The sequence below is a fragment of the Pseudomonas sp. JAI120 genome (assembly GCF_014207255.1).
Taxonomy (GTDB): domain Bacteria; phylum Pseudomonadota; class Gammaproteobacteria; order Pseudomonadales; family Pseudomonadaceae; genus Aquipseudomonas.
Genome location: NZ_JACHCZ010000001.1, coordinates 814,243 through 832,690 on the forward strand (window position 1 = coordinate 814,243; position 18,448 = coordinate 832,690).

At 61.5% G+C, this 18,448-nt stretch carries 18 protein-coding genes and 1 pseudogene; 12 read left to right on the forward strand and 7 right to left on the reverse strand.

Annotated elements, in window-relative coordinates; all coding sequences use genetic code 11:
- Positions 1 to 3: 3 nt before the first annotated feature.
- Together HDC32_RS03670 and HDC32_RS03675 are read right to left on the reverse strand one after the other, a co-directional pair.
- A complete protein-coding gene (locus HDC32_RS03670; RefSeq protein ID WP_115488214.1) occupies positions 4 to 666 on the reverse strand; it encodes an amino acid ABC transporter permease in 663 nt (220 codons plus the stop codon).
- A gap of 52 nt (positions 667 to 718) precedes the next feature.
- Positions 719 to 1,567 carry a transporter substrate-binding domain-containing protein gene (locus HDC32_RS03675; protein ID WP_027608633.1) on the reverse strand — a complete coding sequence of 283 codons (849 nt, stop codon included), beginning with the start codon at positions 1,565 to 1,567 and terminating at the stop codon, positions 719 to 721.
- A gap of 332 nt (positions 1,568 to 1,899) precedes the next feature.
- Between HDC32_RS03675 and HDC32_RS03680 the strand changes: the two genes are divergently transcribed.
- Both HDC32_RS03680 and HDC32_RS03685 read left to right on the forward strand, forming a co-directional pair.
- Positions 1,900 to 2,148, forward strand: coding sequence for a hypothetical protein (locus tag HDC32_RS03680; RefSeq protein ID WP_184742558.1), 249 nt, complete (start codon positions 1,900 to 1,902; stop codon positions 2,146 to 2,148).
- Positions 2,149 to 2,222: 74 nt separating this feature from the next.
- A pseudogene (locus HDC32_RS03685) lies at positions 2,223 to 2,513 on the forward strand (thioredoxin family protein); the annotation flags it as partial.
- Positions 2,514 to 2,532: 19 nt separating this feature from the next.
- Here HDC32_RS03685 and HDC32_RS03690 read toward each other — a convergent pair.
- From HDC32_RS03690 to rpiB, 3 genes are all read right to left on the reverse strand, one after another.
- Positions 2,533 to 4,101 carry a TerC family protein gene (locus tag HDC32_RS03690; RefSeq protein ID WP_131699288.1) on the reverse strand — a complete coding sequence of 523 codons (1,569 nt, stop codon included), beginning with the start codon at positions 4,099 to 4,101 and terminating at the stop codon, positions 2,533 to 2,535.
- Positions 4,102 to 4,411: 310 nt separating this feature from the next.
- Positions 4,412 to 5,392 (reverse strand): sugar-binding transcriptional regulator, encoded by a 981-nt coding sequence (locus HDC32_RS03695; RefSeq protein ID WP_027608636.1) that lies wholly within the window; start codon positions 5,390 to 5,392, stop codon positions 4,412 to 4,414.
- A 63-nt stretch (positions 5,393 to 5,455) separates the two neighbouring features.
- Positions 5,456 to 5,917 (reverse strand): ribose 5-phosphate isomerase B, encoded by a 462-nt coding sequence (gene rpiB / locus HDC32_RS03700; RefSeq protein WP_016969738.1) that lies wholly within the window; start codon positions 5,915 to 5,917, stop codon positions 5,456 to 5,458.
- 283 nt (positions 5,918 to 6,200) lie between these two features.
- Here rpiB and HDC32_RS03705 point away from each other — a divergent pair, with 283 nt between their 5' ends.
- The 7 genes from HDC32_RS03705 (at position 6,201) to dhaL (ending at position 13,491) form a co-directional block, all read left to right on the forward strand.
- A complete protein-coding gene (locus tag HDC32_RS03705; RefSeq protein WP_184742560.1) occupies positions 6,201 to 7,688 on the forward strand; it encodes a sugar ABC transporter ATP-binding protein in 1,488 nt (495 codons plus the stop codon).
- Positions 7,685 to 8,662, forward strand: a complete 978-nt coding sequence (locus tag HDC32_RS03710) for an ABC transporter permease (protein WP_027608638.1) — start codon at positions 7,685 to 7,687, stop codon at positions 8,660 to 8,662. Before HDC32_RS03705 ends, HDC32_RS03710 begins: the two co-directional genes overlap by 4 nt.
- A 36-nt stretch (positions 8,663 to 8,698) precedes the next feature.
- A complete protein-coding gene (locus HDC32_RS03715; RefSeq protein ID WP_131699286.1) occupies positions 8,699 to 9,706 on the forward strand; it encodes a substrate-binding domain-containing protein in 1,008 nt (335 codons plus the stop codon).
- Between the two features lie 89 nt (positions 9,707 to 9,795).
- Positions 9,796 to 10,551 (forward strand): SDR family oxidoreductase, encoded by a 756-nt coding sequence (locus HDC32_RS03720; RefSeq protein ID WP_184742562.1) that lies wholly within the window; start codon positions 9,796 to 9,798, stop codon positions 10,549 to 10,551.
- Positions 10,552 to 10,578: 27 nt separating this feature from the next.
- Positions 10,579 to 11,694 (forward strand): alcohol dehydrogenase catalytic domain-containing protein, encoded by a 1,116-nt coding sequence (locus HDC32_RS03725; protein WP_184742564.1) that lies wholly within the window; start codon positions 10,579 to 10,581, stop codon positions 11,692 to 11,694.
- 144 nt (positions 11,695 to 11,838) lie between these two features.
- The gene (locus HDC32_RS03730) at positions 11,839 to 12,840 is read left to right on the forward strand and encodes a dihydroxyacetone kinase subunit DhaK (RefSeq protein ID WP_145337509.1); all 1,002 of its coding nucleotides are present in this window, start codon (positions 11,839 to 11,841) and stop codon (positions 12,838 to 12,840) included.
- A 3-nt stretch (positions 12,841 to 12,843) separates the two neighbouring features.
- Positions 12,844 to 13,491, forward strand: coding sequence for a dihydroxyacetone kinase subunit DhaL (dhaL, locus tag HDC32_RS03735; RefSeq protein WP_184742566.1), 648 nt, complete (start codon positions 12,844 to 12,846; stop codon positions 13,489 to 13,491).
- Here the strand turns inward: dhaL and HDC32_RS03740 are convergent.
- Positions 13,448 to 14,344: a LysR family transcriptional regulator gene (locus tag HDC32_RS03740; RefSeq protein ID WP_184742568.1), complete on the reverse strand. Its 897-nt coding sequence runs from the start codon at positions 14,342 to 14,344 to the stop codon at positions 13,448 to 13,450. The two genes, dhaL and HDC32_RS03740, sit on opposite strands and share 44 nt — an antisense overlap.
- Before the next feature lie 150 nt (positions 14,345 to 14,494).
- On the opposite strand from HDC32_RS03740, the gene HDC32_RS03745 reads away from it, so the two are divergent.
- Positions 14,495 to 16,003 (forward strand): MFS transporter, encoded by a 1,509-nt coding sequence (locus tag HDC32_RS03745; protein WP_184742569.1) that lies wholly within the window; start codon positions 14,495 to 14,497, stop codon positions 16,001 to 16,003.
- 114 nt (positions 16,004 to 16,117) lie between these two features.
- On the opposite strand, the gene sohB is transcribed toward HDC32_RS03745, so the two are convergent.
- Positions 16,118 to 17,143: a protease SohB gene (sohB, locus tag HDC32_RS03750; RefSeq protein ID WP_131699279.1), complete on the reverse strand. Its 1,026-nt coding sequence runs from the start codon at positions 17,141 to 17,143 to the stop codon at positions 16,118 to 16,120.
- 195 nt (positions 17,144 to 17,338) lie between these two features.
- Here sohB and HDC32_RS03755 point away from each other — a divergent pair, with 195 nt between their 5' ends.
- Together HDC32_RS03755 and HDC32_RS03760 are read left to right on the forward strand one after the other, a co-directional pair.
- Positions 17,339 to 18,049, forward strand: a complete 711-nt coding sequence (locus HDC32_RS03755) for a histidine phosphatase family protein (RefSeq protein WP_145337505.1) — start codon at positions 17,339 to 17,341, stop codon at positions 18,047 to 18,049.
- A 56-nt stretch (positions 18,050 to 18,105) separates the two neighbouring features.
- The gene (locus HDC32_RS03760; RefSeq protein ID WP_005788868.1) at positions 18,106 to 18,420 is read left to right on the forward strand and encodes an SCP2 sterol-binding domain-containing protein; all 315 of its coding nucleotides are present in this window, start codon (positions 18,106 to 18,108) and stop codon (positions 18,418 to 18,420) included.
- Positions 18,421 to 18,448: the final 28 nt, after the last annotated feature.

Here is an 18,448-nt window from a genome sequence, read left to right on the forward strand (position 1 = left end):
TCCTTAACGACGGATCGCCAGACGCTGTTCCAGGTAACGGAGCAGCATGGCGATGAGATAACAGGCCGCCACGTAGAGCGCGGTCGTGACCAGCCAGGTTTCAATCACCCGGTAGCTTTCGACGTTGATCTTGCGGGCGTAATAGGTCAGCTCGGGCACCGCGATGGCGGCGGCCAGGGAGGTGTCCTTGAACAGCGAGATAAAGTTGTTCGACAGCGCAGGCAGTACGTTGCGCAGCATCACCGGCACGGTGATATACGCGCGGATCCGCCATTCGCCGAGGCCGATAGCCAATCCGGCTTCGCGCAAGCCCTTGGGAATATTCAACAGCCCGGCGCGGAACACTTCGGTCAGGTAGGCGCCGGCGTATAACGACAGGGTGATGATGAACGAGGGGATCTTGTCCAGGCGGATGCCGAGGCTGGGCAAGGCGAAGTAGATCAACAGGATCAGCACCAGGATCGGCGTATTGCGGATCACCGTCACATACACCGAGGCCAGGATGCGCAACGCGCGGTGTTTGGACAGCATGGCAAACGCCATCAACAGACCGATCACGCAACCGATGGCGATCGACAGCAATGCCAGTTGCAGGCCCAGGCCGAGCCCCGCCAGCAAGGTGTCGAAATCACGCCATACGGCGGCAAAGTTCAACTGATAGTTCATGGTCAGCAGTACCTGATGGGGGCGCCGTTGGCGGCGCCCCGGTTTTCACGAATCACTTGAACTCGACGGGGAAACCAATCGCAGGTTCCGGCAGGTCCACACCGAACCACTGCTTGAACGACGCCTTGTAGGTGGGGAACTCCACACCGGTCATGGCTTCATGCAGGGCGGTGTTGACGAAGTTCAGCCAGTCCTGGTCGCCACGCTTGACCGCACACGCGTAGGTCTGCGGGCTCCAGGCATAGGCCGGGCTGCGGTAGCGGCCGGGGTTCTGCACCATCAGGTACTTGACCGAGGACTGGTCGGTGGCGGCGGCATCGGCGCGACCGGAGTTCACGGCCTGGTACATCAGGTCAACGCTGTCGTACTGGTCGACCTTGGCCTTGGGCAGCGCCTGGTGCACCAGTTCTTCGGCATACACGTTCTGCAGCACGGCCACGGTGACGCCATCGCCCGCCGCCTGCAGGTCTTCGATTTCCTTGTACTTGCTGTTGTTTGGCAGCAGCAGGCCCACGCCTTCGCGATAGTACGGCAGCGTGAACGCCACTTGCTGCGCACGGCTGGCGGTGACGGTGATGAATTGGCAGCTCATGTCGACCTTGTCGGTCAGCAGGTTGGGAATGCGTGCGTCGGAGGACTGCACCACAAACTCGACCTTGCTCGGGTCGTTGAACAAGCCCTTGGCCACAATGCGGCCGATGTCGATATCAAACCCCTGCAACTTGCCATCCGCTCCCTGGAAGTGCCACGGCGCATTGGTACTGCCTGTACCCACGATCAGGTGCCCACGCTTGAGCACATCATCGAGCTTGCTGTCCGCCGCCTGCACGATGCCTGCGAGGGAAGCCGATGCGGCGAAGAGAAAAACACACGCTTTAAACACGGAAGGTCGGTGATGCATGACAAGCACTCCAGGAGTTGTGTATTCCGCTATACCGGAACTTAGTATGTAACAACGGAATAGACAGCAGAAAGTGTGCCACACGCACCGAGCAAAACCTATGACTACGATAAAACGCTTATTAATCAGATAGATAACTCGCGACGTGAGATGCGGCGTTGCGCCAGCACTTGCAGGCACATTGCTACCCAAGGCCTCACGCGAGGGTGACAGCACGATTCAAGTGCGTCACCGCCCTGTTACTACGCACATCGGCGGTGCACCCTCCCATGGAAAATCCGCGGTGCTGGACTAGCCTTTGGCACACGCCTCATGACAAGGACCGCACTCCGATGAAGTTCAGTCTCACCCTGGTTTTGCTGTGTTTTCTGGCGGCCGGCAGCGCGCAGGCCAGCAACGACCGCCGCGAATGCAAAGAAGAACTGCGCAAGCTCAAAGCAGCGTTCGACACCAACTACAGCAGCCAGAATCACCATGGCTATCGCCGCGCCAAGGCGTCCCGTGACAATGAGGAATATCGCAAGTGCGCGAGCCAGGCGCGCAAGGCCCGGGAACGTGCGGAGCGTGATGCGGACCTGTGAAGGTTGACAGTAGACGGTAGTGGTCCCCCAGCTTAGCGTTGGCGAAAGCCTGTTCGGCTCAAAGGGAGATGATCATGGGGATTGCCACAGCAACCATTGCCAATGCCGAAGACTACCGCCGCGCGCTGAGCACTTCGCGCCCGGTGTTCATGCTGTTTGTCTCAGATCACTGCCCGGCCTGCGGAGTAGCCGGGCCGCTGTTTGAACTGATCGCAGCCCGGTATCGATCAGTGGTGAGCATGGTACTCGATTGCGCGAAAACACTGAGGCACCCAGAGGTTACAGGCACCCCGACGCTGCTGATCTTCCAGAACGGCACCTTGAAGGAAACATTCAAAGGTTTCGGACCGGAAGAGCAGCAAGCGCAGTTTGTGGAAGATACCTTCAGGCGCTATGCACGCCGCAAGGGTGCAATAACACCTGCGTCACCCGCCGCTCCTCCACCGCAGCCACCGTCAGGCGCCAGCCCTCATGCTCCAGGCTATCGCCCACCATCGGCAGGCGGTCGAGCAGGCTCATGACCAAGCCGGCCAGGGTCTGGTAATCCTCGGTCGCGACAGCCTTGAAGCCGGTGCGCTGACGAATCTGGGTGAGGTTCAAGCCGCCATTGGCACGGAAGCCAGCGCCTTCCTCGACAATATCCGGCCCTTCGATCTCACTGGCATCCGGCAATTCACCGGCGATGGATTCAAGAATGTCGGTCATGCTCAATACGCCCATGAAGTCACCGAATTCGTTGATCACGAAGGCGATATGGGTCGACTCCTGGCGCATCTGCTCCAGGGCATTGAGGATCGAAAAGCTCTCCAGCAGGTTGATTGCTCGACGCGCGAGGTGCTCCAGGTTCGGCTCGTTGCCGGCCAGGTATTCCTTGAGCAGTTCCTTCTTGTGCACGAAGCCCAGCGGCTCATCCACCGCGCCATTGCGGATCAACGGCAGGCGCGAATAGGACGAATGCATCAGCTTCAGGCGAATCGTGTCAGGATCGTCAGCCAGGTCGATAAAGTCGACGTTGGCCCGAGGCGTCATCAAGGTGCGAATCGGCCGCTCGGCCAGTTGCAGCACACCGCTAATCATCACCCGTTCACGTCGGTCGAATAGCGGCCCTTGGGCAGCATCCGTCTCGCCCAACAGGTCAGCCACGTCTTCGCCCACCTCTTCCACCGCCAGGCTGCGGCCGCCGAGCAGGCGCATCACCGCATGGGCCGTCCGCTCACGCACCGGCAACACACCCTGCGCAGATTTCTTGCGACGCGCGCGGGCAATCTGGTTGAACACTTCGATCAGGATCGAGAAACCAATCGCCGCGTACAGGTAGCCCTTCGGAATATGGAAACCCAGGCCCTCGGCGGTCAGGGCAAAACCGATCATCATCAGGAAGCCCAGGCACAGCATGATCACCGTCGGGTGGGCGTTAACGAAGCGCGTAAGCGGCTTGCTCGCCACGATCATCAGGCCGATGGAAATGATCACCGCGATCATCATCACCGCCAACTCATCGACCATGCCCACGGCAGTAATCACCGCATCCAGGGAGAACACCGCGTCGAGCACCACGATCTGCGCCACGATCGGCCAGAACATGGCGTACGCCACATTGCCGGTGCGCTGGGCCACATGACCTTCCAGGCGTTCGTGCAGTTCCATGGTGGCCTTGAACAACAGGAACACACCGCCGAACAGCATGATCAGGTCACGCCCGGAGAAGCTCTTGTCGAACACCTCGAACAGCGGCTGGGTGAGGGTCACCAACCAGGAAATACTCGCCAGGAGGCCCAGGCGCATCAGCAGCGCCAGGGACAAACCGATCAACCGCGCACGGTCACGCTGCTCCGGTGGCAGCTTGTCCGCCAGGATCGCAATAAACACCAGGTTGTCGATGCCCAGCACCAGTTCCAGCACAATCAAGGTCAACAGGCCGAGCCAGGCCGTTGGATCCGCTAACCATTCCATTTATATAAGTCTCTTTACAGGTTTCAGAATGCCGGACACGGCAACGCACGATCGGTGGATCGGGACAAGGCTAGCAGTCGGAATACGGGATGTTTCAGCGGGAACAGCGGCAGCAAATGTCTTGGGGAAAGACGACCGGGAGGCTCCAAGAGGATGTTCATGCACGTCCTGAAATAACAAAAGGACTTGAATCGTACAGTCGAAACACAAATGTCCCACAACGCAAAAGTATTACAAAACCTGTCTTCGAACCCCACACAAAATCATGTGGGAGGAGGCTTGCCCCCCCCCACACTTGAGCACTGGCGTGTCAGGTCTTACGGGTTGCATCGTCCAGCGCGAGGATGGTGTGGGCATTAGTGACGGTGGTTGCGAGGGTATTGATCACCCCCGACCGCAACGCCCCCAACGTCGCCGCCGCCTTGGTGTTCTCACTGGCAATCGCCACCACGTCCGGGATGCGAAACAACTCCTGCACCGTCAACCCGATCACCCGCCCCTGAATCGCGTTGACCGCTGGCTGGCCGTGAATATCGATGAAGTCATAGCCCATCATGTCGCCCACGGTGCCGGATAGGCGCGCCTGGGCAATCTCCTGGGGCGAGAACCAGCCCATGCGCACCATGTTGCTGTTTTCGCTCATGTCACCGATGCCGATCAGCGCCATGTCTGCCCGCCGCGCGCGGTCGAGAGTGGAGCGCACCGTATCGTTATTGATCAACACCCCGCGCAGCTCCGGGTTGGCCACCAGGGCCGGGGCGTACAGGCTTTCACTCTCGCCGCCAAAACGCAGGGCCAGGCGCCGGCAGATGTGATCGGGGTTCATGTATTCGCCGGCCTTGAGCGAACCGCCAATGGCGCAGACAAATGTGCAGTTGCGCGTCACCGGCAGGAACACGTTATCGGCCACGGCACCGACATTGCGGCCCATGCCGACGGCGACGATCATGCCGTCGCTCAAGGTCTTGTTCAGGTAGTTGGCCACCAGGCTGGCGACGGCCGAGCGCTGGGTATCGGGATCACTGTGATCGACTGCGATCAACGCGCGATCCAGCTTGAAGCGCGCCACCAGCGCCTGTTCCAGCTCGTTATTCATCGCCGGATGCTGCAAAACGCGCACCTCGACAATGCCTTCATCCCGCGCGCGCTTGAGCAATCGGCTGACTTTTGCCCGCGACAGGTCGAAGCGCTTGGCGATGGCTTCCTGAGTGACGTTCTCGAGGTAATAGAGCATCGCCACTTCAGTCATCTGATCAATATCGCTGGCCATGCGCTGGGTACTGTCACTCATGGGGACGGGCTTCCGTTTCGGCGTCAAAGGCGCATTCTCCCGACTCTTGCCCTGCTACGTCCACTATTGATGCCCATCGCGCTCGATCGCATTGATGCGCTCGACCTTGGCCCCGGAACGGGCCGCCTCGAACTCCGACTCCAGGAACGACTTGACGATGCTTTTCGCCAGTTCGGCGCCGATCACCCGCGCGCCGATCGACAGGATCTGCGCATCGTTACTCTTGCGCGCCCGCTCTGCCGAGTAAGTGTCATGGGCCTGGGCCGCACGGATCCCCAGCACCTTGTTGGCCGAAATCGCCATGCCAATCCCCGTGCCGCACACCAGCACGCCCAGGCGCTGCTGCCCGGCGTTGATGGCGGTGGCCACGGCCAGGGCGATGTCCGGGTACAACACCGGCGCGGTGGAATGGGTGCCGAAGTCGGTCACCGGATAGCCCAGCGCCTCGATATGGCGCTTTAAAAGCTCCTTGAGCTCAAAACCCGCTTCATCGCATCCGATAGCCACCGGGAAAGGTGTGTTCATGGCGTCTGGCTCCGCTGCCGAGGTCGTGCTTACGACTGATCAATTGATCACTCAGTGAAATTTCTCTCATTCATTTCGCGGGCTTTACCCCCTTCCTGTCAAGCATGATTTAACTGACCAGCCAGTCAAAGCCGTCTAAAAAAGGCTAATTGGCGTAAAAGATCAGAATCACACCATTTACATGAAAGAGATTGACTGATCAGAATTTCATTTGATACACATATGATCACAGCGAAACATGACTGTGCGACCTAATAAGAATTCACAGCACGAGGACACGCCGATGGCCACGCCATTACTGCTCCAGGCTGAACACGTCGCCAAGGCTTACGCCGGGATCCCTGCCCTGCGTGACGGGCGCCTCTCTCTGCGGGCCGGCAGCGTCCACGCCCTGTGCGGCGGCAATGGCGCAGGCAAGTCGACTTTCCTGAGCATCCTGATGGGCATTACCCCGCGTGATGCCGGCAGCATTCTGCTCAACGGCACCCCCGTACAGTTCAACCGCCCCAGCGAAGCCCTCGCGGCGGGCATCGCGATGATCACCCAGGAACTGGAACCGATCCCCTACATGACCGTCGCCGAAAACATCTGGCTGGGCCGCGAACCGCGCCGCGCCGGTTGCATCGTCGACAACAAGGCCTTGAACCGCCGCACCCGCGAGCTGCTGGAAAGCCTGGAATTCGAGGTCGACGCCACCAGCCCCATGCACCGCCTTAGCGTGGCGCAGATCCAATTGGTGGAAATCGCCAAGGCGTTCAGCCATGACTGCCAGGTGATGATCATGGACGAGCCCACCTCGGCCATTGGCGAGCGCGAAGCCGAAACCCTGTTCAAGGCGATCCGCCGTCTCACCGCGCGCGGCGCCGGCATTGTGTATGTGTCGCACCGCTTGAGCGAACTGGCGCAGATCGCCGACGACTACAGCATCTTCCGCGACGGTGCCTTTGTGGAAAGCGGACGCATGGCCGATATCGACCGCGACCATCTGGTGCGCGGCATCGTCGGCCAGGAACTGACCCGCATCGACCACAAGGTCGGCCGTGAATGCGCCGCCGACACCTGCCTGCAAGTCGACAGCCTCAGCCGCGCCGGCGAGTTCCACGACATCAGCCTGCAACTGCGCCAGGGTGAAATCCTCGGTATTTACGGCCTGATGGGCTCGGGCCGCAGTGAATTCCTCAACTGCATCTATGGCCTGACCGAGGCGGACTCCGGCAGCGTCACCCTGCAAGGCAAGCCCATGCCCATCGGCCAGCCCAAGGAGAGCATCAATGCCGGCATGTCGCTGGTCACCGAAGACCGCAAGGACAGCGGCCTGGTGCTGACCAGCAGCATTCTTTCCAACATTGCGCTGTCGGCCTACAAGCGCCTGTCGAGCTGGTCGCTGATCAATGCGCGCAAGGAAACCCAGCTGGCCCAGGACATGGTTAGGCGCCTGCAGATCAAAACCGCCTCACTGGAACTGCCGGTGGCGTCCATGAGCGGCGGCAACCAACAGAAAGTGGTGCTCGCCAAATGCCTGTCGACCGAACCGGTATGCCTGCTCTGCGATGAGCCGACCCGGGGGATCGATGAGGGCGCCAAGCAGGAGATCTACCACCTGCTGGATCAATTCGTGCGCGCCGGTGGCGCGGCCATCGTGGTGTCATCCGAAGCCCCGGAACTGTTGCACCTGAGTGATCGCATCGCCGTATTCAAGGGCGGCCGCCTGGTGACCATCAGCACCGACACCGCCCTTTCCCAGGAAGCCTTGTTGAGTCTTGCCTCATGAATGCCAAAACCATTGCCGCCCCTATCACAACAGCGCCACGCAACCGCCTGCGCCTGTCCCTCGACCGTTTCGGCCTGCCGCTGGTGTTTATCCTGCTGTGCGTGGTGATGGCGTTTTCCAGCGAGTACTTCATGACCTGGCGCAACTGGATGGACATCCTGCGCCAGACCTCCATCAACGGCATCCTCGCGGTGGGCATGACCTACGTGATCCTGACCAAGGGCATCGACCTCTCCGTCGGCTCGATCCTGGCCTTTGCCGGGTTGTGCAGCGCCATGGTCGCGACCCAGGGCTACGGGCTGCTGGCGGCGGTGAGTGCGGGGATGTTTGCCGGGGCGATGCTCGGCGTGGTCAACGGCTTTATGGTCGCCAACCTGTCGATCCCACCGTTCGTGGCCACCCTCGGCATGCTCAGCATTGCGCGCGGCATGACCTTCATCCTCAACGACGGCAGCCCGATCACCGACCTGCCCGACGCCTACCTGGCCCTGGGCATCGGCAAGATCGGCCCGATTGGCGTGCCGATCATCATCTTCGCCGTGGTCGCGCTGATCTTCTGGATGGTGCTGCGCTACACCACCTACGGTCGCTACGTGTACGCGGTGGGCGGCAATGAAAAAAGCGCGCGCACCTCCGGGATCGGCGTGCGCAAGGTGATGTTTTCGGTGTACGTGGTGTCCGGCCTGCTCGCCGGGCTGGCGGGCGTGGTGTTGTCGGCACGCACCACCTCCGCCCTGCCCCAGGCCGGGGTGTCCTATGAGCTGGACGCGATTGCCGCCGTGGTCATCGGCGGCACCAGCCTGTCGGGCGGCACCGGCAGCATTGTCGGCACGCTGTTCGGCGCGCTGTTGATCGGCGTGATCAACAACGGCCTGAACCTGCTCGGCGTGTCCTCCTATTACCAGCAGGTCGCCAAGGGCCTGATCATCGTGTTTGCAGTACTGATCGACGTGTGGCGCAAGAAAAAACGCTAGAGAACGACCACTAAAACAATAACCGGAGTTCCCCCCATGAAACTTGGTACCACCCTGGCCGCCGCGGCGGCTCTCTCCCTGCTCGCCGGCAGTATCGCAATGGCTGCCGATGGCAAGACCTACAAAGTCGGCGCGGCCGTCTACGGCCTCAAGGGCCAGTTCATGCAGAACTGGGTTCGCGAGCTTAAGGAACACCCGGCGGTCAAGGACGGCACCGTGCAGTTGACGGTGTTCGATGGCAACTACGACGCCCTGACCCAGAACAACCAGATCGAAAACATGGTGACTCAGCGCTACGACGCGATCCTGTTCGTGCCGATCGACACCAAGGCCGGCGTCGGCACGGTCAAGCAAGCCATGAGCAACGACGTGGTAGTGATCGCCTCCAACACCAAAGTCGCCGACGCCTCGGTGCCCTACGTCGGTAACGATGACGTCGAAGGCGGCCGCCTGCAGGCCCAGGCCATGGTCGACAAGCTCAACGGCAAGGGCAATGTGGTGATCATCCAGGGCCCGATTGGCCAGTCGGCGCAGATCGACCGCGAAAAAGGCGAACTGGAAGTGCTGGGCAAGCACCCGGACATCAAGATCATCGAGAAGAAGACCGCCAACTGGGACCGCGCTCAGGCCCTGGCGCTGACCGAAGACTGGCTGAACGCCCACCCCAAAGGCATCAACGGCGTGATCGCACAGAACGACGACATGGCCCTCGGCGCCGTGCAGGCCCTCAAATCCCACGGCCTGACGTCCAAGGATGTGCCTGTCACTTCCATTGACGGCATGCCGGACGCGATCCAGGCGGCGAAAAAAGACGAAGTCACCACCTTCCTCCAGGACGCCCAGGCTCAGTCCCAAGGTGCGCTGGACGTGGCCCTGCGCGCACTGGCCGGCAAGGACTACACGCCGCAGTCGGTGATCTGGGAGCGCTATGCCAAGGACGTGAAATGGGGTGATGGCACGGCCAAGACCTACATCCTGCCGTGGGTGCCAGTGACTAACGCCAACGCCGATGCGCTGTACAAACAGGTCAGTGGCGGTAAGTAATCATTGGCTTGAAATACAGTCAAGTGTGGGAGAGGGCAAGCCCCCTCCCACCCGAGATCTTCACTGTTTTCGAAAATGGAGTCATGTAAATGCCTGGATTCTGGAACCAAGCCTTCGACCTCAGCGGCCGTTGCGCGGTGATCACCGGTGGTGCCGCCGGTATCGGCCTGGCCTGCGCCAGCCTGCTGGTGCAGCGCGGCGCCCGCGTGGCCTTGCTCGACCGCGACCCGGCGGTGGTTGAAGTGGCAGCAAGCCTGGGTGCCGGGCATCTGGGCATTACCGTCGACCTCAGCCAGATCAACCAGGTGCAACACACCATCGATCAGGTCTTCGAACACTTCCAACGCCTGGACTACCTGATCAACAGCGCCGGCGTGGCCCTGCTGGACAAGGCCGTAGATGTCAGCGAAAGCGCCTGGGACACCACCCTGGACATCAACCTCAAGGCCAGCTTTTTCGTGGCCCAGGCCTGCGCGCGGCACATGCTGGCCCAGGGCAGCGGGCGCATCGTCAACCTCGCCTCCCAGGCCGCGGTGATCGGCCTCGACCGCCACGTCGCCTACTGCGCGAGCAAGGCGGCCATTGTCGGCATGACCAAGGTGCTGGCCATGGAATGGGCGCCGCACATCAACGTCAATGCCATCTCCCCCACCATCGTCGAGACCGCGCTGGGCAAGAAGGCCTGGGCCGGTGAAGTCGGCGAGCGGGCCAAATTGCAGATCCCGGCGGGCCGCTTTGCGCAGCCGGAGGAAATCGCCGGGCTGGCGCTGTACCTGCTCAGCGATGCCGCGCAGATGATCACCGGCGCCAACATGGTGATCGACGGTGGCTACAGCATTCAGTAATTCATTTATCTGTCGTGAGGTTTTGTCATGTCCACCGTCACCCAACGCACACCCGAACAACTTTCCCCGGTCATCCCGAAAACCATGCAGGCCGTGGTCTGCCACGGCCCGGAAGACTATCGCCTGGAAACCGTCGACGTGCCCACGCCCGGCCCCGATGAAATCCTCACCAAGGTCGAGTTGTGCGGCATTTGCATGGGCGACATCAAGACCTATCGCGGCGCACCGTCGTTCTGGGGCGATGCCGAGCAACCGCGCTACGTCAAGCCGCCGATGATCCCCGGCCATGAGTTCGTCTGTCGTGTGGTTGCCCTGGGGCCCGGCGCGGAAAAGCGCGGCGTGAAGGTCGGTGACCGGGTGATCTCGGAGCAGATCGTGCCGTGCTGGGGCTGCCGCTTCTGCAACCACGGCCAGTACTGGATGTGCCAGAAACACGACCTGTATGGCTTCCAGAACAATGTGCAGGGCGCCATGGCCCAGTACATGATCTTCACCAAGGAAGGCATCATTCACACAGTGCCGGAATCCATCGCCCCCGACGAAGCGATCCTGATCGAACCCCTGGCCTGCTCACTGCATGCAGCGGAGCGAGCCAACGTCGACCATGACGACGTCGTGGTGGTCGCCGGCGCCGGCACCCTGGGCCTGGGCATCATCGGTGCCGTGCGTTTGCGCAACCCGAAAAAACTCATCGTGCTCGACATGAAACCCGAACGCGCCGCCCTCGCCCTGCGCATGGGCGCCGACGAAGTGTGGAACCCGGCCGAAGTGGACGTCATGGCCAACATCCGCGCGATCACCGACGGCTACGGCTGCGACATCTATATCGAAGCGACGGGGCACCACAAGGCGGTGAACCAGGGCCTGGCGATGCTGCGCAAGCTGGGGCGCTTCGTGGAGTTCAGCGTATTCAACGACGAGGCGACGGTGGACTGGTCGATCATCGGCGACCGCAAGGAACTGGACATCCTCGGCTCGCACCTGGGGCCCTACATGTACCCGAGGGCCATCGACTTTATCGGCAACCGCAAGATTGATATGCGTGATGTGGTGACTCACAAGTTCGCCCTGGCGGACTTCAAGGAAGCGTTTGCGGTGATGGAGCGTGGCGACAAGTCGCTCAAGGTTGTACTCGAACCCTAGGAACACACAACCGCTTTTACTGTAGGAGCCGAGCTTGCTCGCGAAGGTCGACAACGATAACGCGGGGCTTCTGAGTAAACGCGGTGTCTTCACGTTTTTCGCGAGCAAGCTCGCGCCTACAAAAAGAACACAGGAACCCGCGTTATGAATCGAGTCATCAACGATCCGGACCAAGTGGTCGAGGACATGCTGCGCGGCATCCTGGTCGCGCACCCCGAACTGCGCCAATACGAAAGCAACCCACGGGTGATCGTCAAGACCAGGCCTTCCGGGCCAGGCCGAGTCGGCATTGTCACGGGCGGAGGTTCCGGCCATGAGCCGGCGTTTCTCGGCTATGTCGGCCCCGGCCTGGTCGATGCCGTGGCCGTCGGCGAAGTGTTTTCCTCGCCCACCGCCAAGAGCTTTTTCGACGCCTTCCGCGCCGCCGACCAGGGCGCCGGCGTGGCCTGCCTGTACGGCAACTATGCCGGCGATAATATGAATGTGAAGCTGGCGATGAAAATGGCCGCCAGCAAAGACATGCGCATCCGCACCGTGGTCGCCAACGACGACGTGGCTTCCGCTCCCAAGGCCGAGATCGCCAAGCGCCGTGGCGTGGCCGGGGAAATCTTCATGTGGAAGATCGGCGGTGCCGCGGCCGCCCAGCACTACGACCTGGACGGCGTGATTCGCGTCGCGCAGAAAACCGTCGACCACTGCCGCTCGATTGGCATCGGCCTCACGCCCTGCACTATTGCCGCCGTAGGCAAGCCGAACTTCCAGATCGCCGACGGCCAGATGGAATTGGGCATCGGCCATCACGGCGAACCGGGCATTGAGGTTGTCCCGATCGAATCCGCCGCCGCCATGGCCGAGCGCATGCTCGCGCCGATCCTCGCCGACCGCGACTTCAGCCAGGACGACAGCGTGGTGGTGCTGGTCTCCGGTCTCGGCGCCACGCCGGTGATGGAGCTGTATATTTTCTACGCCGAGGTGGAACGCCAACTCAACGCCAAGGGCTTGAAGATTCACCGTTGCTACGTCGGCAACTACTTCACCTCTCTGGAAATGATGGGCGTGACCCTGACCCTGCTCGGCCTCGACGCGGAGCTCAAATCCCTGATCGACCAACCCTGCCGCTCCATCGGCATGACCCAGGCGGACTGAACCATGAGCCAACATTTTTCCAGCCACGACGGCAGCGCCATCGTCACCGACCTGGTCAGCGTGATCGTGGCCAACCGTGAATACCTCAGCGAAGTCGACGGCGCGATTGGCGACGGCGACCATGGCATCAACATGGCCAAGGGCTTTGCCCATTGCGGGCGCACTATCGAAGGCCGCCAACTGACCCTCGCCGAGGCCCTGGATGAACTGACCCTGAGCCTGATGGAAGGCATCGGCGGCTCAATGGGGCCGCTGTATGGCAGTCTGTTTATCGGCATGGCCGACGAAGTGCGCGGCCGTGACGACATCGACGCGGCCACCTTCGCCCACCTGCTGCGGGGCGGCTTGACCTCGTTGCAGGACATTACCGAAGCGGGTGTGGGCGACAAGTGCCTGATGGATACGTTGATCCCGGCGGTGGAAGCGTTTGAACGCGCGCACGCCTCGGGGGCGTCGTTCAACGATGCACTGGACGCGATGAAAACCGCCGCCTCCCAGGGACGCGACTCCACCAAGGACCTGGTGGCGAAGATCGGCCGCGCCAGTCGCCTGGGCGAGCGCTCACTGGGCGTGCTGGATGCGGGGGCGGTGTCGTGCTGCCTGATCCTTACGCGCCTGGCGGACTCGGTGCAGCCACGCCTGATTGCTTGACCTGCTGGATATACCGCGCCACCGCCGGCGCTTTCTCGAAGCGCCGGTGAATCAGCGACAACCACGACGATGCATCGCTGCCCTGAATGCTGCGGTACACCACGCCCGGCAACTGCACATGCCCGACCATTGACGCGGGCACTACCGCCACGCCCTGCCCCATCGACACCAGCGCCACCACCGCGACCAGCCCGCCCGGCTGTGGCCCCAGGCGCGGGGCATAACCGCCTTGCGCGGCGACATGCAAGGTGCCGCTGATTTGCTCCGGCAAAATAAATGTCTCGTTTTGCAGGTGTTCGCAGCCAATGGCCGCGAGCCCCAACAACCAGGAATCCTGGGGCAGCGCCAAGACAAAACCTTCGCTGTCCAGGCGCACCGCCTCCAGGCCCTCGGGCAAGGTCATCGGCGAGCGGATGTAGCCGATGTCGTAGCGCCCATCCGCCACCGCGCTAGGCAACGTGGCCATGGCGCATTCGCGCACAGTCACGCTCACGTCAGGAAACGCCTGGCTGAACCCCTGCATCTGCCGTTGCAACAGCCCGGAGTACACCGCCGAGGCCACATAACCCAATTCGATATGGCCGATCTCGCCACGCCCGGCGCGCTGGGCATGACGTTGGGCGAATTCGAACTGGCGCACGGTAGCTTCGGCCTCGATCAGCAAGGCCGCGCCGGCTTCGGTGAGGCTGACTTCGCGTTGCCGGCGGATAAACAGGCGAGTGCCCAGGCTGGTTTCCATGTCCTGGATCTGCCGGCTCAGGGTCGGCGGCGCGATCCCCAACTGCTCGGCGGCGCGGGTGAAGTTGCGCTGCCTGGCCACGGCCAGGAAGTAGCGAAAATGGCGGATGTCCATAACAGGATTAGCTCAAAGGTAATGAAGTGCTCCACACGGGCTAACAATGTCAGCAGCAGCCGGGGATAAGCTCGAAGCACTTCAACACTAGAGAGCCTTTGCGATGTGCGTCAACCGTATTCCTCCTATTGCCTGCAAGGTAATTCAATCATGAGCCGGGTCAGCCCACGCCTGACGTTGCTGACCGCGTCCGGCGTTTGCTCGCTGATCGTGCTCGACACCAATATCGTCGCCGTGACGCTGCCGAGCATCGCTCGCGACCTGGGGGCTAACTTTGCCGATATCGAATGGGTGGTCAGCGCCTATATGCTGGCGTTTGCCGCCTTGTTGCTGCCGGCCGGGAGCGTTGCCGACCGGTTCGGGCGCAAGAAATCCCTGGTCTGGGGCCTGAGTATTTTTATCCTCGCCTCCCTCGGCTGCGGGGCGCCGCCGAGTGCGTTGTGGCTGGATATCGCCCGCGCGATAAAGGGCGTCGGCGCAGCGTTATTGCTCACGTCAGCCCTGGCCTCCATTGGCCACACCTTCCACGATGAAGTGGAGCGGGCCAAAGCCTGGGCATTCTGGGGTGCCTGCATGGGCGTGGCGATGACGGCCGCGCCGACCCTGGGCGGGTTGATCACCGAGTACCTGGGTTGGCGCTGGATTTTCTACCTCAACCTGCCCGTGGGCCTGGCGCTGATGGCCTTGGTACTGCGCGCGATTCCGGAATCCCGCGATACCCAATCCGCCCGCCTCGACCCGTGGGGCAGCCTGGCCTTCAGCGCGAGCCTGTTGTGCTTGATCTGGGGCCTGATCGAGGCCAACCGCATCGGCTGGGATAACCCGCTGACCTATGTGCGCCTGATCGGCGGTGCGGTGTTGCTGGGTGTATTTATAGGGGTCGAACGTGTGCAGCAGCGGCCCATGGTGGACCTGCAACTGTTTCGCCACCCGCGCTTTATCGGCGCCTTGCTCGGGATGTTTGCCTATGCCGGCTGCGCCCAAGTGATGATGACGTTACTGCCGTTCTATCTGCAGAACGGCCTGGGCTTCTCCGCGATTATCTCGGGCCTGGGCATGCTGCCGTTCGCCTTGACCATGCTGGTATGCCCCCGAATCGGCGCACGCCTGTCGGCTCGCTTCGCGCCGGCAACGATGATGGCAACCGGCTTGGCCCTCGTAGGCGGCGGCAACCTTTTGAGCGCCTGGGCCGTAAATATCGGTGGTTACCTGCCCTTTGCATTGGCTATTGCGGTCACGGGGGCCGGTGCGGGCTTACTCAACGGCGATACGCAGAAAAACATCATGGCCTGCGTGCCACGGGACCGCGCAGGGATGGCCTCGGGCATGAGCACCACCATGCGTTTCAGCGCGATCATGCTGGCGATTGGTGTGTATGGGGCACTGCTGAGCAGCCACAGCGAGCAATTGTTGCGCGCAAGTATCGACCCGCAATGGCAGGCGCAGGTGGCGGGCATTGCTTCACGGGTAGTGGCTGGGGATATGCCGGCGGCAATGGGCTTATTGCCGGATCCCGCACGGGCTGTGGTGCAACCGCTGGCGCAGCAGGCGTTTGTGGACGGGTTCAGCAGGGTGTTGTGGGTGGCAGGGTTATTGGGATTGCTCGGAGCGCTGGTGGTGGGGAGGCTGATGCGCAAGCCCCTTCCCACACCGAACTAATGTGGGAAGGGGCTTGCCCCCGATGAGGGTGTGTCAGTAAATGCAACTGTGACTGACCCACCGCCATCGGGGGCAAGCCCCCTCCCACAGGTATTACCTATACCCCAAAGAGGCTTACCAGAACCGTTGCTGGGTCAGGCGGCTCCACCAGGTCAGCAGCACGCGGTCCACCGAACCGCTGGCCGCCAGGCCCACCCGTTCCTGCAGGCTTTTACGCTCGGCATAGTGCAGGTGGAACACCTCGGCGGTCTTGGCCTTGGTGGCCAGGTATTCGTCGCTGGTTTGCAGTTCGTCGACCAGTTGCTTATCCAGCGCGGCAACACCCAGCCACACTTCTCCGGTCGCTACGTCGTCAATCGCCAGCTGTGGGCGATAACGCGAGACGAAGTTCTTGAACAGCTGATGGGTGATGTCCAGGTCTTCCTGGAACTTCTCGCGGCCCTTCTCGGTGTTTTCGCCAAAGACCGTGAGGGTGCGTTTGTACTCGCCGGCGGTCAGCACTTCAAAGTCGATGTCGTGCTTTTTCAGCAGGCGGTTGACGTTGGGCAACTGCGCCACCACGCCTATGGAGCCGAGGATGGCAAACGGTGCGCTGATGATCTTCTCGCCGATGCACGCCATCATGTAGCCGCCGCTGGCCGCGACCTTGTCGATGCACACGGTCAACGGTACGCCAGCCTGGCGGATACGCGCCAGTTGCGACGATGCCAGGCCGTAGCTGTGCACCATGCCACCGCCGCTTTCCAGGCGCAGCACCACTTCGTCCTTGGGCGTGGCCAGGCTCAGCAGTGCGGTGATTTCATGGCGCAGGCTCTCGGTGGCCGAGGCCTTGATGTCGCCGTCGAAATCCAGCACGAACACCCGTGGTTTGACCTCGGGTTTCTTCTTGCTGTTCTTCTTTTCGGCTTTGCTTTCGGACTTGCGCAGGGCCTTGAGTTGCTCTTTGTCGAGCAAGCTCGACTCAAGGCGCTCGCGCAGGCCTTTATAGAAGTCATTGAGCTTGCTGACCTGCAGTTGGCCGGCGGCTTTGCGGCGACCTTTACTGCGCAGTGCCGCGAAGCTGATCAAGACCACCAGAATAGCGACCACCAGGGTGACGGTCTTCGCCAGAAAGCTCGCATATTCAGCCAAAAAATCCATGTGTCTCCTTAAAAATGCACGGCGCCAGGCGCGGATTGGCCAAGCATACCGACGGGATCGCCGGGCGGCCAGTGCTCAAACCGCCAGCAGATGCGCGCTCTAACGAGGTTTTAAAACAAGCGTATGTTTTTTCATTGACAGCTCCCTGGCATCCTCATAACCTCGCCAGACTTTCAACGTACCGGGAAAACGGACGTGGGCAGCATCTATTTGATTCGACATGGCCAGGCCTCCTTCGGTGCAGACGACTATGACGTGCTGTCGCCCGTCGGCGTGGAACAAGCGCAAGTGCTCGGCCGCCACCTGGCGGATATGGGCCTGGTGTTCGACCGCTGCATAGCCGGCGACCTGCGTCGCCAGCAACACACGGCCACTGCCGCCTTCGATCAATACAACACCCTCGGCCTGCCTGTTCCTGCATTGGAAACCGACAGTGCATTCAACGAATTCGACGCCGACGCGATCATCCGCGCCCTGCTCCCAGACCTGCTCACCACCGAACCCGAAGCCCTGGACATCCTGCGCAACGCCGCGCAAAACCGCAGCGAGTTCCAACGCATCTTCGCCCTGATCATCGAGCGCTGGCTGGCCGGCACCTATGACACGCCAGAGCTGGAAAGCTGGCTGGGCTTCGTGGAGCGCGTCCAGGGTGGCCTGCAACGCATTCTTGAAGCGGCAGACAACACGCAGAAGATCGCCGTGTTCACGTCCGGCGGCACCATCACCGCCCTGCTCCACCTGATTACCCGGATGCCTGCCGCCCAGGCCTTCGAACTGAACTGGCAAATTGTTAACACCTCGCTCAACCAGCTGAAATTCCGCGGTCGCGAGGTGGCACTGGCTTCCTTCAACAGTCACACCCACTTGCAACTGTTGAAGGCGCCGCAACTCATCACCTTCCGATGAAGTGCGGCCAACCGTGACCCCAAGGTCACTGGACTCACCATAAAAGGATCGAAACCATGACTGACGTAGCCAAAGCTGTAGAAGCAATGAAAGCCAAATTCAACCCAAGCGCTGCTGAAGGCTTGGACCTGGTGTTCGGTTTCCGTATCGACGACACCAAGAACTTTTCCCTGGTGGTCAAAGACAAGACCTGCGAACTGCAAGAAGGCGAAAACCCGGACGCCCAGGTGACTCTGGTCATGGACAGCGAGACCCTGGAAGGCATCGTCGACGGCTCCACTGACGGCATGCAGGCCTTCATGGGCGGCAAGCTGCGCACCGAAGGCGACATGATGCTGGCCATGAAGCTGAGCGAACTGTTCCCTTCCTGATTCACGGGCAACCCTGAATCCCTGTGGG

What these genes read in the sequence shown, in the direction of transcription:
- HDC32_RS03675 (WP_027608633.1), bottom strand. Translation starts at nt 1,567, where the DNA reads ATGCATCACCGACCTTCCGTGTTTAAAGCGTGTGTTTTTCTCTTCGCC.
- HDC32_RS03690 (WP_131699288.1), bottom strand. Translation starts at nt 4,101, where the DNA reads ATGGAATGGTTAGCGGATCCAACGGCCTGGCTCGGCCTGTTGACCTTG.
- rpiB (WP_016969738.1), bottom strand. Translation starts at nt 5,917, where the DNA reads ATGAACACACCTTTCCCGGTGGCTATCGGATGCGATGAAGCGGGTTTT.
- HDC32_RS03745 (WP_184742569.1), top strand. Translation starts at nt 14,495, where the DNA reads ATGAGCCGGGTCAGCCCACGCCTGACGTTGCTGACCGCGTCCGGCGTT.
- HDC32_RS03760 (WP_005788868.1), top strand. Translation starts at nt 18,106, where the DNA reads ATGACTGACGTAGCCAAAGCTGTAGAAGCAATGAAAGCCAAATTCAAC.
- HDC32_RS03705 (WP_184742560.1), top strand. Translation starts at nt 6,201, where the DNA reads ATGGCCACGCCATTACTGCTCCAGGCTGAACACGTCGCCAAGGCTTAC.
- HDC32_RS03710 (WP_027608638.1), top strand. Translation starts at nt 7,685, where the DNA reads ATGAATGCCAAAACCATTGCCGCCCCTATCACAACAGCGCCACGCAAC.
- HDC32_RS03680 (WP_184742558.1), top strand. Translation starts at nt 1,900, where the DNA reads ATGAAGTTCAGTCTCACCCTGGTTTTGCTGTGTTTTCTGGCGGCCGGC.
- HDC32_RS03720 (WP_184742562.1), top strand. Translation starts at nt 9,796, where the DNA reads ATGCCTGGATTCTGGAACCAAGCCTTCGACCTCAGCGGCCGTTGCGCG.
- HDC32_RS03715 (WP_131699286.1), top strand. Translation starts at nt 8,699, where the DNA reads ATGAAACTTGGTACCACCCTGGCCGCCGCGGCGGCTCTCTCCCTGCTC.
- HDC32_RS03740 (WP_184742568.1), bottom strand. Translation starts at nt 14,344, where the DNA reads ATGGACATCCGCCATTTTCGCTACTTCCTGGCCGTGGCCAGGCAGCGC.
- sohB (WP_131699279.1), bottom strand. Translation starts at nt 17,143, where the DNA reads ATGGATTTTTTGGCTGAATATGCGAGCTTTCTGGCGAAGACCGTCACC.
- HDC32_RS03695 (WP_027608636.1), bottom strand. Translation starts at nt 5,392, where the DNA reads ATGAGTGACAGTACCCAGCGCATGGCCAGCGATATTGATCAGATGACT.
- HDC32_RS03730 (WP_145337509.1), top strand. Translation starts at nt 11,839, where the DNA reads ATGAATCGAGTCATCAACGATCCGGACCAAGTGGTCGAGGACATGCTG.
- HDC32_RS03725 (WP_184742564.1), top strand. Translation starts at nt 10,579, where the DNA reads ATGTCCACCGTCACCCAACGCACACCCGAACAACTTTCCCCGGTCATC.
- HDC32_RS03670 (WP_115488214.1), bottom strand. Translation starts at nt 666, where the DNA reads ATGAACTATCAGTTGAACTTTGCCGCCGTATGGCGTGATTTCGACACC.
- dhaL (WP_184742566.1), top strand. Translation starts at nt 12,844, where the DNA reads ATGAGCCAACATTTTTCCAGCCACGACGGCAGCGCCATCGTCACCGAC.